Here is a 12,849-nt window from a genome sequence, read left to right as displayed (position 1 = left end):
CTTCTTACACTCCTTTAGCGCCTCTCGCTGCGCCGCCGGCACAGCGTCTTCACGGGCATGCCGGCTTTGGCCTGCCCGGGGCGAGGTGAGGAGCTTCCGCTTCGTCCCGGCGGCCAATTTCGTCCAGCAAGCGCAACTGCCGCCATGCGGGAGCAATCACGGGGAAAAGCGGCGTGCCCGGCTCCAGTAGGCAAAGATACTGGGCCGCCGCGATGCGCTGGCGCTGATAGCCATACCGCAAGACGCGCAGACAATGGCTGCGCGTTGGCGGCTCTCCGAGGAAATAGCGGATACCTTCGGAAAACCGTGGCGCCTGTACTCGCCACCACTCGGCCACCTTGTCCGCATCGGGCCAGGGCAAATCTTCATCTTCATCCATCGCGACATTGTCGTCGTCCGGGTCGTCGTTCGGGCCATATTCCACGTCTTCCGGAGGTGGGCGCTCCAGTTCGAGTTCGGCCAGGTCCGCGCCGGTGATGAAGGTGAACGCCTCGGCCGCCAGGCGCGCGGTTTCGAGGCTGCGCATGCGCTCGATCAGCCAGTCGCAATAGACGATTTGCCCCGTGTGTCCTACACCCTGGATCGCCGCACGCAGGGCTGCGGGTTGCTGCGTAAGAGGCGAAAGCAACGTTCGGGCAGCGGAGGCATCCAAGACCTTCAACACTCTACGCAGCGCCCGCTCCTGCCAGGGACCAGTGGATGCTCCCATCGCCACAAGCGCTTCGACCGCCCGGCCGCGATTCCCCAGCAACAACGCCGAAGCTCCGGCCCAATAGCGGCAAGCGGGATTCTCGTCAGCCAGTGAATGCAGGCAGCACTCCAACAGATCCAGGCGTCCCAGTTCACCCGCCGAACGCAGCGCGCGGGCCCGAAGGGCCGGCTCGGCATCGGCGATGGCGGACAGCAGGACCGGGCCGGGATCGACACGGTGCATCGCGCAACAGACGATGCCGATACGTCGGCGTAGGGGCGATGCCGATTGCAGCATGGCTTGCACTGTGCCCCGCAGAAATTGCGACGATACCCAGCCGAATGCCGACTCCAGCGCGGGCTGAAACGCCGGCTCGTGCTCGGCGAGTTCGAACAGCGATTCCAGGTTGGCATGATCGGCCGCTTCGAGCGCCATCAAGGTGAGCGGCGCGATGGCCGGCATGTCGGTATCGGTCAACAGCTCCCGGCAGGCAGCCCAGCCCACCTCGGCATTGATACGCAAGCCACCGACATGCGCGGCGATCCGGTTGTCCAGCAGATCCAGGTCATCGAGAAGGTAGTGTGGCTGTCGGGTGGCCAAGGTGCGGAGGTGCCACAGAAAGATCGCTTCCTCGGCGTGTTCCTCTGTGATGTCGTCGTACAGATCCAGGCTCATGGGATGGCAATGTAGTGATAAGGCGGCCCGGGAAGATCGTCATGTTCGGCTAGCTCTTCGGGTGGGGACAAGAAAGGATTGGCTGACGGGTCCAGGCTGCGGAGATAAGCGTCCCACAACGATGGGTTCTGTGCGGGATCGTAGGAGCGCCGCGGGTCGAAAGCCTCCGGCGGCACCGGCGACCCCATGTTCGGAAAGTTTTCGAAAAGGTCCGGTTCGTAGTCTGACAACTCGATGGCTATGGAATGGAACCGTTCGAGCCGCTGCACGCAGTTTTCCCACCAGGCATCGAAAGCCTTGGTGTCGGGCAGCACATGGCGCGTCAGGTTGTAGAGCCAACAGGCCCGCACGGAGATATCGGGGTTGTGCTCGAGCCCATAAAGTGCGTCATTGACGATGGTCATCGCCATGGACATCGGGCCTCGCACCGGTCCGCGCCAAGGGTCGTCGCCGGTTTCCATGTACGGGCAGTAGGCGGAGTGAACCGCTCCTGCCCAGGCAGCCTCCAGGTACAAGCCGGGTTCTGGGTCCGGGTCGGACGAAGAGAACTGATGAATCAGCCACTCTGCCGCTGCAATGGTCAAGCCCAGGTTGGCCTTGCCGGTCAGTGCGTCGAGCCGATCGAACCAGTCCTCGTCGAGATACCGGTAGTACTCCTTGATGTTCCATTCATCCCACGCATACGAGCGTTGGGCCGAGACGATCCCCGCTTCGTCGATGTACCAGCGGTGACTAATCATCTACGCCCTCCCGAGGTCGCCCCGATAGGGTTCGCCTTCGAAACCCAAAGCGCGCATGGCATCCGGGGACCGCAGGTACCGGTTTTTCGTCCAGTCCAGATTGGCAATGAAGCGCGCGACTAACTGTTCTCGATCCTCGGCTCGGTAGTCCACCTGCGGATTGATGATTTCAGGCGGCAGTGCGAGCCCGCGTTGTCTGGCGGCATATGCCTTCCACGCCTCGGTACTGTCGAAATCGCTTTCTGTCCGAAACGGATCGTCAGGTGCCTTGGCATGACACTGAACGCGTTTGATGACCTGATCGAACCAATGGACAAACGTCCGGCGCTCGGCTTTTGGCATGACGTGCTGAACCACATGCGCGGCATGAAAAGTTTGCATGAGGGGGGTGTAGTAATTGTCCCAAAATTCGTCCTTGTTCAGGCTTTGCCACATATAGACTGCAACTTCCATCAAGGAAGAGAGAGCTGGTGGCGTGTTGGGCGGCGTATGCACCGTGCCCGCACTTCGATCCGTGTAGCGCCAGTCGACTTGATAGGCAAAAGCAGCCTCGGCCAGTTCCAGGCACGGGCCAGCTTGATCGGTACAGCCCATAAAGCGCCAAGCGGCCCAAGTCAGCAATCCGGTACAAAGGGTTAACTGTCCGCAAATAGTCGTGTCATCAAGCCGTCTCAATAAGGGCGTCACGGCTTCTAAAGGACCGCAGTGACAATTCGCGCCTTTCCAAACAAATTGGATCGGGGCCCCCACCACTAAGTCGGGAATAAATTCAGGCCGTACAAATCGAATAGAGCTCGACATCGTTCCCTCACTTGCTAGGTGACTTGATCTGCTCTCCGGATCTTTTATGGAGGGCAATCTGGGGGTACAGGGTTATTCTCCTGATCACAGAGTACGATAGTCAGGCAGCCAGCCTTCTGTACTTCGCAAATAAGTGGCTGGCATCTTGGTTTACATGGAGATCTTCGTCTCAGAGGTAGGTTGGTATCATTTTCGCCTTTCGGGTAATCAATGCATAGAAGCAGCGTCCCACCATGTCCATTGATGGTTTTGTATATTTCATCGATTATCTTTGCTTCGGTATGAGCGGCGGCGGCATTGGATGTTCGTGCCCAGTCTATATATCTATGCGGGCTTTTTCCGCCTTCCTTGAAACCGAAACAGGCAAGAGTGGAATGCTTGTCATGGGGCTTGGGCTCAGGCTTATCAATTTGTGTCTTTGGTGTTTCTGAGGTGGTATCAATATATTTTGTGCGGTCAGTGTCTAAATTTTCTATGGAATCTTTGGTAGATAATCCAGTATCCCAGCCATTTTCTTTTTTTACAATTTCGGCCGAGCTACAGGCTCTCCTGGTCCTATTTCGTTTCTTCCCAACAGCTTTGTGAGATGCATGTGTGATAGCGTAATTCCCGTCCCCCAGACGTTTGCGAGCCTTATTGTTTTTTTGGGCTAGAGTACTGCAGTGTCCTTTGTTATAGGAGTGGGTAATTTCTCCAATATCCATTCCTGGATTATTTCCCCCATTAGAGTGGTTATGTGTTGTCAGGTCCATATGCCGATTGACATTCGCACCCTCAACTTTTACATCCATCGACCATGCCGCAAACTTCATCGGTCCGGTAATGTTGTGGGAAATCACCCCCATCCCGAAATTCCGTGTCGCCGGTTCATCGCCGGTACTCTTACCGTATTTCGAAATATTCTTTTTCCCCACCTCCCGACCGCCGATCTTCACCGTGCGGCTGCCTCTGGTGGTGTGTCGTGCAAAGGCACTGTTCGGGTACGGAATCGGTACCGGCCCGGATGGAGGCCCCGGTGGCGATAGGCAGACATCGGGCATGGCCGCGATGGATCGGTTATCGGAGGCCTTGGCGGAGATTTCCAGGCCGTTGGCGAAGACGTTCCTGCCCATCAGTTCGCTCCCTTGTGTTCGAAACGCGTGACCAGCGCCACACGCTCGCCGTTGTCTTCCCCGGCGTGCAGCAGTGCATGCTGGCTCGGTGCATAGCCCTTGAGCCCGGCCTCGAAGGCCCAGCCGAGCAGGCAGGGAAAGATTGCCGCGCCCACCTCGCCGATGCCTTCCACCGGGTGCCAGGTTTCCATAAAGCCGCGCGGCCTACGCGAGTGCCCATCCGGCGGCAGACGGTCGAGGCGCCCGGCAGCAAAGGCAGCCTCCTTGAACTTGAAGTGTTCGCCGTTAAGGTCGCTGATCGAAAAATTGAGATCGTGAAAAACGATACCGGCTTCGCTCAGCGCCTGGCGGATTGCCTGGGTCAGGCCCTCGCCGCGCACAGGGTTATCGGCGCTGCCGCCGTCGCCGCTGGGTTCTTGACCAGAGCCGGTGCCCACGATCACAAGCTCGTCGGCTGGATGTGTTCCGTGGCGGGCCACCAGCACCGCGCAGGCGGCTTCGCCAGGCATGAAGCCGTTGCTATGGGTGCCGCAGAGCAGGCGGTCTTGCTCGATGTAGTGCTCGACCAGCACCTGTCGCAAGAAACTCTCCACGCCGACGACGATGCAAGCGGCCGCAACGTGGTTAGATAGCAACTCATGGGCGGTACGCAGTGCCGGAAGGATGCCGGTGCGCCCGTGGGCAACAGTGCGCGAGCCTTGTGGAAGCGGGTGGCCGAAGCGCTGCGCCAAGCCATCCAGCACCAATTGATCCAGTTCAGGCGAGCGATGCGGCCGGTCCACGGGCGGCAGGATGATCAGCACCGGCACGGCCGGCGCATCGTCCGTACCTTGAGCCAGGCCAAGCTGCAACGCCTGTTGCCAGCATTGCCGTATTACGGGGGCTGCCAGTTCTGGCACCATGGTCGGACCTTCCCACCATTGGTGCATTCGGGTGCGTGCAGCTTGGAGATTTTCGCCGACCGTGAAATCCCACAGATTGGCTTCGCGCGCGCCGCTGATACCCGCCCTCATCGCCGCGCAGGTACTCGGCCCATCGGCGCCCAGTGCAGTGAGCATCGCATGCCCCAGCACCGACAATTGGCCGCCCAGGCTCATAGCCAGCCCCCTTTGCGCGAGCGGATCAGCTCCTCGAGGTTGCGGTAGTAGCGCTTGCCGCTCTGGCGGGCCCGCAACAGGCCGGCGGTACGGGCGGATTCCGGCTCGACCAGCATTTCGCTCAGCTCGAAGGCATCCCGGTCCAGCGGGCAGGCGGCGCGCCAGGTCAGGCACAGGCGGTTGTCTTCGGGCTCGATCAGCACGGTATCGAGTTGCGCGCGCAGCTCGGTGACCGGCCCGCGCTTGCGCACGAAGCGCACGTACAGCGTTTCGCGGGGGATCTGCGATTGCAGGCGCTCTTCCGGCGTCAGGTGGAGCAGCACGATGGGCTCGCCTCCTTGCGGATAGGGGATTTGCTGGTCCGGCGGGGCGGCCTGGTAGTAGCGGGGGTCGAAATCGTCGGGCAGGAAGGGCATCCGCTCCTCCTGCCATTTCGCGTCGTAGGTGCCCGCATAGCTGCAACGGGGCAGCCAGTGGCGTCCGAGGGGGCCGAAGGCCATGGGCCGGTACCGGCCGGTAGGGCGGGTGACTGGGTGGCCGAGTTCTTCCGTCGTGGGCAGGGGCATGCCGTCGAGGTTCTGCTTGAAGCGGCAATAGCCGGTGCCAGCGGGATTTTCCCGATAGAGCTCGATGCGGTTCGGGTCGATGTCGGTGCCACCGAAGGCACGGTCGTAGCTGATGTCTTGGACAACGAAGGGCACGGGCTCGCTGGCGCTCGCACGCAGCAGGCCGTTGTGCCATTCGCGTTGCCCGACGACGGTCAGCGCCTTGCGGCAATTACCGACGAGAAAGCCGGCGTCCAACCGGGTGACCGGCCTGCCGCCCGGCGCGTGAGCCAGGGCGCGAAGCAGGATGTCGCACCGAGGTTTGAACGGTACGAAATCGTTCTCCTGAATCGGGGCATCACGCGCGGGATCCCGACCGAACACATCGGCTTCGAGCAGGGGCTGCTGCGTGTCCGCCAGCCGCGGGCCACGCGCATCGTTCGTGCTAAGAAGGAAGGTTCCCTTGACTACGACGATGGCCACCTCGCGGCCATCCGAAAGAAACCCTAAATTCCATCCTGCAACGTAGGGTGAAAGGTTTTCGATAAACACTGTTCTGGGGTGTCGGGTTCGATAAACGAAAACCAAGTGTTGTCCATGAGCACGAGATATCCAGGCTAGACGGCCCCGTTCGTCCGTTTTGTGATGTATCTCCTGTGTGAAGTGAGCTTCACGGCGTGTTGTGATTCTCTCCGAAGCATGGAAAGAAACCCCTGCGACACTCGGCTCCTATGGGCTATCACCTGGATCAATCAAGACATGATCAAAGACCAGCAGGGTGGATGGTATCTCCCCCTTCGGGGTCGAACCCCCACCAGCAGGTATCTGATTGGCACCATATTTACCCCCCCAGGGGCTTGATGACCTGGCTCGCCTTTACAACGGGAGAAGATGTCGAATCGGACGACTGTTTTGGGCGCGGCTGCAAAGCGACTACGACGTTTGCGCGTGTCTCGTTAATGACGTGCCGGTAGGCGGCTACTGTCTGTCTGCTCAAGCCTGAGAGGGCTGCCAGGGCGGCAATAGCTAAAGGCTTAGCTTGCTGGTGAAGTTCGCGGCAGGCTGCTCGGATCTTGGATTCTGTCGCTTTCTGCCGTACTTCATGGGTACGTCTTGCAGCGAGTCTTTGACGTTCTTCGAGAGGGGTAGGCCGCTTTCTAATCCGTGAATCGCCGATACGACCGTTGCTGTATAGGAATCTACTGTCATGCAGAAAGCAGCAATGATGCTGATCTTGATGCATTGTTTGAGGAATGTTGGAAAAGCCGCACTGTACCTAATTTGTACCTTTGGACCATAGGACTGTATCTGTGATGGACCAGCCAAAAACGCGAAAGCCGCGCAATGCGCGGCTTTCAAGTTGGTGGGCCCACACGGACTCGAACCGTGGACCAAAGGATTATGAGTCCTCTGCTCTAACCGACTGAGCTATAGGCCCTCAGTAGGCCGCGGATTATAGCGACGGTTTCTCGGCTGTGCTATCCGAAAAATCCGAAACGGGAAGGCGCAGAAAGGCCGCGGCGAATTCGTCGGCGCTCAGCGGCAGGCTAATGATGTAGCCCTGGATCTGCTCGCAGCCTTCGTTCCCGAGAAATACCTGCTGGTCATGGGTTTCCACGCCTTCGGCGATCACAGTGAATTGCATGCTGCGGCCCAGGGCGATGATGGCCCGCACGATTGCCACATCGTGGGGGTCATCCGGCAGGCCGCGGACGAAAGATTGATCGATCTTCAGGAAATCCAACGGCAGGCGCTTGAGGTAGCTCAGGGACGAGTAGCCGGTCCCGAAATCGTCGATCGCCAGTTGAACGCCCAGGCGCTTGAGCTGGTGCAGGACCGCCAGGGCTTCCTCGGCCTGGCTCATGATGAAGTTCTCGGTAATTTCCAGTTGCAGGAAGCCGGGTTTGAGGCGGTTGTCTTTCAGCAGTTGCTCGATCCGCCCCAGCAGGTTCGGTTGGCGCAATTGGGCGCCGGCGAGGTTGACCGAGAGCGGGCCGAAGCTCTCGTAGCTCTCGTTCCACTTACGCAACTGCTGGCAGGCGTGTTCCAGCACCCAGTCGCCGATTTGCAGGATCATGCCGTTTTCTTCGGCCAGGGGGATGAAGTGCTCGGGCGGGACATCGCCAAAGGTCGGATGATGCCAGCGAATCAGGGCTTCGGCGCCTACCAGCTCCTGGTCGCCCAGCCTGATCTTGGGTTGGTAGTAGAGATACAGCTCGTTGCGTTCGATGGCGCGCCGCAGTTCGTGTTCCAGGGCCACGCGCTCGCTGGCCTGGGCGGTCAGGTCGCGGGTGTAGCTTTCGACCCGGTTGCGACCCTTGGCCTTGGAGCGGTACATGGCGGCGTCGGCATTCTTGACCAGCGTGGCCACGTCGCAGCCATCCTTGGGGTAGAGGCTGGTACCGATGCTGGCGCTGATGAAAAACTCATGCTCGCCGGCCTGGAACGGCGCGGTGAAGCAGTTCAGCAGCTTGTTGGCGATGTGATCGGCATCGCTGGGTTGCTGCAGCCCGGGTAGCAGGATGATGAACTCGTCTCCGCCCAGGCGGGCTACGGTGTCGATATCCCGCAGTTGCTCTTTCAGGCGTACGGCAATGCCCTTGAGCAGCAGGTCGCCGACCGGGTGGCCGAGGCTGTCGTTGATGTGCTTGAAGCGGTCCAGATCGAGAAACAGCACGGCGCCCTGGCCACCGTTCTCCTGCTGGTTGTTGAGGGCGGTCAGCAGGCGGCTTTCGAACAGGGTGCGGTTCGGCAGGCCGGTCAGCGGATCATGGTGCGCCTGGTAATCGAGCTTGGCCTGGGCGTGCTTGAGGCTGGAGATATCGGCGAATACCGCGACAAAGTGGGTGATGAACCGGTCTTTGTTGCGCACGGCGCTGATGGTCAGCCAACTGGGGTACAACTCGCCATTTTTGCGTCGATTGCAGATTTCCCCCTGCCAATGGCCTTCGGCGGTCAGTTGGTGCCACATGGCGGCGTAGAAGGCGCTGTCATGCAGGCCGGAAGCCAGCAGGCGCGGGGTGTGGCCCAGGGCTTCGGTTTCGCTGTAGCCGGTGATTTCGGTGAATGCCCGGTTGACCGCGCTGATGTGCTGCTGGGTATCGGTGATCAGTACGCCTTCGGCGGTGCTCTCGAACACGGTAGCGGCCTGCTGTAGCTTCTCCTGCATCAGGTGGCGCTCGGTAATGTCGCGGGCGATGGTCAGCATGCAGTCCTCGTCGCCGATTGGCAGCGGCCGGCTGGAGAGCTCGCAGAGGCGGATCTGACCGTCATTGCGGCGAATATGGCAGCTGAAATCGCGCACGAAGCCATCCCGTTGTAACAGGTCGAGCATCTGCCGGCGTTCGTTGAGGTTGACCCAGATGCCCAGCTCCAGCGTGGAGCGGTCGACGGACATGGCGCTGTTGAAGCCGGTGATACGACTGAAACCTTCGTTGACCTCTATCAGCAAGCCGTCGCGCTGGCGGCTTAGCAGCAGGCCGTCGGGCGAGGCGTGAAACGCCTTGGCGAACTTCTCTTCGGAGGTTTGCAACTGCTGCTGGGTTTCCTTCAACTGAGTAATGTCGCGAACCACCACGACCAGGGCGGGCGTGGTGTCGAGGTCGAAGGGTTCGGCGGAGATCAGCCCCGTGAACAACTGGCCGTTGCTGCGCCGGAAGGGCATCTCCAGGTTACGGATACTGCCGGCCTGCAAGCGTTGCAGAAGCCCGGGCCCGACGCCCTGGATGCCCCAGATGTTCAGCTCGGTGGCGGTCTGCCCGATGACCTGCTCGGCACTCAGGCCGATCTGTTCCTCGAACGCCTCGTTGACCTCCAGCAGGCAGCCATCCGACAGGCGGGCGATGACCAGGATGTCCGGACATTGCTGGAAAACCGAGGCGAATTTCTGTTCCGAGAGCTGCAGGGCCTCTTCGGTGCGTTTGGTTTCGCTGATGTCGATCATCAGGCCGCGCATGATCGGTTCATGCCCGTGCTCGATCAGGCTGACGATGTCGCGAACCCACAGGCAGCGGCCGTCGGCGGTGATTACCCGGTAATCCAGGCTGTGATCGCGCCCGGCCAGGACTTCGTGGTCGCAGAAGTGCTGGGCGCGCGTCAGGTCGGCGGGGTGGATGATGTTTCTCCAGAACCCGGGAATCAGCCAGTGCGAAAGGGGATAGCCCAGCAGTTGCTCGGCATGGGGCGACACGTAGCTGTAGGTGAAGTCGCTGATGCGCGCTTCCCAGGCGATCGCCGAAAGGCTTTCGACCAGGCCGCGGTAATGGTATTCGCTGCTGCGCAGCTCCTGTTCCAGCGCCACGCGCCGTGCGATCTCGGAGCTCAGCCGGCGATTGATGCGGATCACCGCCGCCAGTACGGCAAACAGCAGGAGCAGCCCTGGCAGGCCATAGAACAGCAGGTCCGACCAGAACGAGCGGTGGTCGAGCACATTGCCTACCCAGCGTTGCTGGATCTCGCTGACCTCCGCCGGGCTGATGTCAGCCAATACCTTGTCGAGAATGCTTACCAGTATCTTGCTATCGCGGGGGACGCCCATGGCCAGTTGGTAGCGGTAGGGCGTCTCGCCGCTGACGTAGAGCCCATCCAGCTTCAGTTGCCGCAGGCTCCAGACACTGGAAGCCAGGTCGCCGACCACGGCATCGACCTGATTGAGGGCCAGCGCCTGCAAGGCCGAACTCACGTTGGGCAGGGCGACCAGGTTCAGGTCGGGATGATGGGTGCGCAGCAGTTCGTGTGGTGCGTAATTCTCCACCACGGCGATCTTCAGGCCATACAGGTCCGGGAGCTTGCGAGGTTGCGCACCGCCTTTATGGGCCAGGATCACAATGGGGAAATCGAGGTACGGGCGGGTGAAGGCCAGGTAGTTTTGCCGTTCCGGGGTCGACATGATGCCCGGAAGCAGGTCCAGCTTGCCCTTTTTTGCGGATTCGAGCACTTCGCTCCAACTGGCGGGTTCTATCGGCTTGAGCGTGATCGCCAGGCGATCCTGGATCAGGTGGATATAGTCCGCCGCAAGGCCCTGGTAGCGCCCCTCCTCATCGCGATATTCGAAGGGTGGCCATGATGCATCGACGCCCAGGCGCAACTCCGGATGGGCGGAAAGCCAGCTTCGTTCTTCATCGGTGAGCGTCAGCGCACCAGCCGTTGCGGTCCAGGCGAGCAGCGACAGCATCAGCACGGTCGGCAGTCTGGGCATAACGGTCTCGTTATGGCACGGGGGAATGTTTCGAGTGTAGACGGGCAATCCGCAGGAAGTGAGGCGCGGAGAGTTTTTAACTGCACAAAACAAAACCCCCAGCAGGGCTGGGGGTCTTGGTATTACTCGTCGAGGAAGGAGCGCAGGTGCTCGCTTCGCGTCGGGTGGCGCAGCTTGCGCAGCGCCTTGGCTTCGATCTGGCGAATCCGCTCACGGGTAACGTCGAACTGCTTACCGACTTCCTCGAGGGTGTGGTCGGTATTCATATCGATGCCGAAGCGCATGCGCAGTACCTTGGCTTCACGGGCAGTGAGGCCGGAGAGTACTTCGCGAGTCGCTTCTTTAAGGCTCTCGACGGTGGCGACATCGATTGGCGACTGCATGGTCGAGTCTTCGATGAAGTCACCCAGATGGGAGTCTTCGTCATCACCGATCGGGGTTTCCATGGAGATCGGCTCTTTAGCGATCTTCAATACCTTGCGGATCTTGTCCTCAGGCATTTCCATGCGTTCGCCCAGCTCTTCCGGAGTCGGTTCACGACCCATTTCCTGCAACATCTGCCGGGAAATACGGTTGAGCTTGTTGATCGTCTCGATCATGTGCACCGGAATACGGATGGTGCGGGCCTGGTCGGCGATCGAGCGAGTGATCGCCTGACGGATCCACCAGGTGGCATAAGTCGAGAACTTGTAGCCGCGACGGTATTCGAACTTGTCTACCGCTTTCATCAGACCGATGTTGCCTTCCTGGATCAGGTCGAGGAACTGCAGGCCACGGTTGGTGTACTTCTTGGCGATGGAGATCACCAGACGCAGGTTGGCTTCGACCATCTCTTTCTTCGCGCGACGGGCCTTGGCCTCGCCGATCGACATGCGACGGTTGATGTCCTTGATCTCGGCGATCGTCAGGCCGGTCTCGGTCTCGAGCGCGGTCAGCTTCTGCTGGCAACGGATGATGTCCGGTTGCAGGCGGCCGATGGCTTCGGCGTACTTGGCCTTGCCTTTGGCCAGCGCGTCGGACCAGCTTTCGTCCACTTCATTGCCAGGGAACTGGCGCAGGAAGTCAGCGCGTGGCATGCGGGCGTCACGAACGCAGAGCTGCATGATCGCGCGCTCTTGCTGACGCAGGCGATCCAGGGCGCTACGAACACGTTCAACCAGGCCTTCGAATTGCTTCGGAACCAGTTTGATCGGCATGAACAGTTCAGCCAGGGCCAGCATTTCGGCCAGGGCCTGCTTGTGTTCGCGACCGTGCTTCTTCAGCGCCTTGCGGGTGATTTCCATCTGGTCGGCAACGGCGCCAAAGCGCTGGGCTGCGATGACTGGATCCGGACCGCTTTCGGCTTCTTCTTCGTCGTCACTGGCTTCGGCGTCATCGTCGTCGGTGTCGTCGTCCGCTTTCGCGGCCTTGGCATCGACAGGCGGTGGTACTTCGGCGGCAGGCGGTGCGATACCGTCGTCCGGGTCGATGTAACCGCTCAGGACGTCGGACAGGCGACCACCTTCGGTGGTGACGCGAGTGTATTCGGAGAGGATGTGCTCAACCGTGCCAGGGAAGTGCGCGATCGCGCCCATCACTTCACGGATGCCCTCTTCGATACGCTTGGCGATTTCGATTTCGCCTTCACGTGTGAGCAGCTCTACCGTACCCATTTCGCGCATGTACATACGCACTGGGTCGGTAGTGCGACCAATGTCGGTTTCCACAGCCGCCAACGCTGCGGCGGCTTCTTCAGCTGCTGCTTCGTCGGTATCGGCTTCGGCCAACAAAAGGGCATCCGCATCCGGAGCACTCTCGAATACGTTGATCCCCATGTCGTTGATCATGCGGATGATGTCTTCCACCTGTTCCGGATCTGAAATATCCTCCGGCAGGTGGTCGTTGACCTCCGCGTAAGTCAGGTAACCCTGCTCACGACCACGGCTGATCAACTCTTTGAGGCGAGACTGCTGTTGCGCTTTTCCGGACATAACACCCTATCCACTGAAGGT

General features: G+C 60.3%; 8 protein-coding genes and 1 tRNA gene. All 9 read right to left on the bottom strand.

Annotated features, from left to right (window positions below):
• Nucleotides 1–49 precede the first annotated feature (49 nt).
• The gene (locus IF690_RS27170) at nucleotides 50–1,366 is read right to left on the bottom strand and encodes a TIGR02270 family protein (protein WP_202698134.1); all 1,317 of its coding nucleotides are present in this window, start codon (nucleotides 1,364–1,366) and stop codon (nucleotides 50–52) included.
• Nucleotides 1,363–2,106, bottom strand: a complete 744-nt coding sequence (locus tag IF690_RS27165; RefSeq protein WP_202698133.1) for a hypothetical protein — start codon at nucleotides 2,104–2,106, stop codon at nucleotides 1,363–1,365. The genes IF690_RS27170 and IF690_RS27165 overlap by 4 nt, the downstream gene beginning before the upstream one ends.
• On the bottom strand, nucleotides 2,107–2,907 hold the full coding sequence (locus IF690_RS27160; protein WP_202698132.1) for a hypothetical protein: 801 nt from the start codon (nucleotides 2,905–2,907) through the stop codon (nucleotides 2,107–2,109). It abuts the gene before it with no gap.
• 44 nt (nucleotides 2,908–2,951) lie between these two features.
• A complete protein-coding gene (locus IF690_RS27155; RefSeq protein ID WP_202698131.1) occupies nucleotides 2,952–4,019 on the bottom strand; it encodes a DUF4150 domain-containing protein in 1,068 nt (355 codons plus the stop codon).
• Nucleotides 4,019–5,116, bottom strand: a complete 1,098-nt coding sequence (locus IF690_RS27150; protein ID WP_202698130.1) for a hypothetical protein — start codon at nucleotides 5,114–5,116, stop codon at nucleotides 4,019–4,021. The genes IF690_RS27155 and IF690_RS27150 overlap by 1 nt, the downstream gene beginning before the upstream one ends.
• The gene (locus IF690_RS27145; RefSeq protein WP_202698129.1) at nucleotides 5,113–6,144 is read right to left on the bottom strand and encodes a DUF2169 family type VI secretion system accessory protein; all 1,032 of its coding nucleotides are present in this window, start codon (nucleotides 6,142–6,144) and stop codon (nucleotides 5,113–5,115) included. Before IF690_RS27145 ends, IF690_RS27150 begins: the two co-directional genes overlap by 4 nt.
• An 878-nt stretch (nucleotides 6,145–7,022) precedes the next feature.
• Nucleotides 7,023–7,099 (bottom strand) — tRNA-Ile (locus tag IF690_RS27140).
• A gap of 15 nt (nucleotides 7,100–7,114) precedes the next feature.
• On the bottom strand, nucleotides 7,115–10,858 hold the full coding sequence (locus tag IF690_RS27135) for a bifunctional diguanylate cyclase/phosphodiesterase (RefSeq protein ID WP_202698128.1): 3,744 nt from the start codon (nucleotides 10,856–10,858) through the stop codon (nucleotides 7,115–7,117).
• A 122-nt stretch (nucleotides 10,859–10,980) separates the two neighbouring features.
• A complete protein-coding gene (rpoD, locus tag IF690_RS27130; RefSeq protein WP_007926106.1) occupies nucleotides 10,981–12,828 on the bottom strand; it encodes an RNA polymerase sigma factor RpoD in 1,848 nt (615 codons plus the stop codon).
• Nucleotides 12,829–12,849 lie beyond the last annotated feature (21 nt).

Origin of the sequence: Pseudomonas sp. SK3(2021) (assembly GCF_016772375.1) — a bacterium.
Classification (GTDB): Bacteria; Pseudomonadota; Gammaproteobacteria; order Pseudomonadales; family Pseudomonadaceae; genus Aquipseudomonas; species Aquipseudomonas chlororaphis_I.
This window is presented reverse-complemented; position numbering and strand designations above follow the sequence as displayed.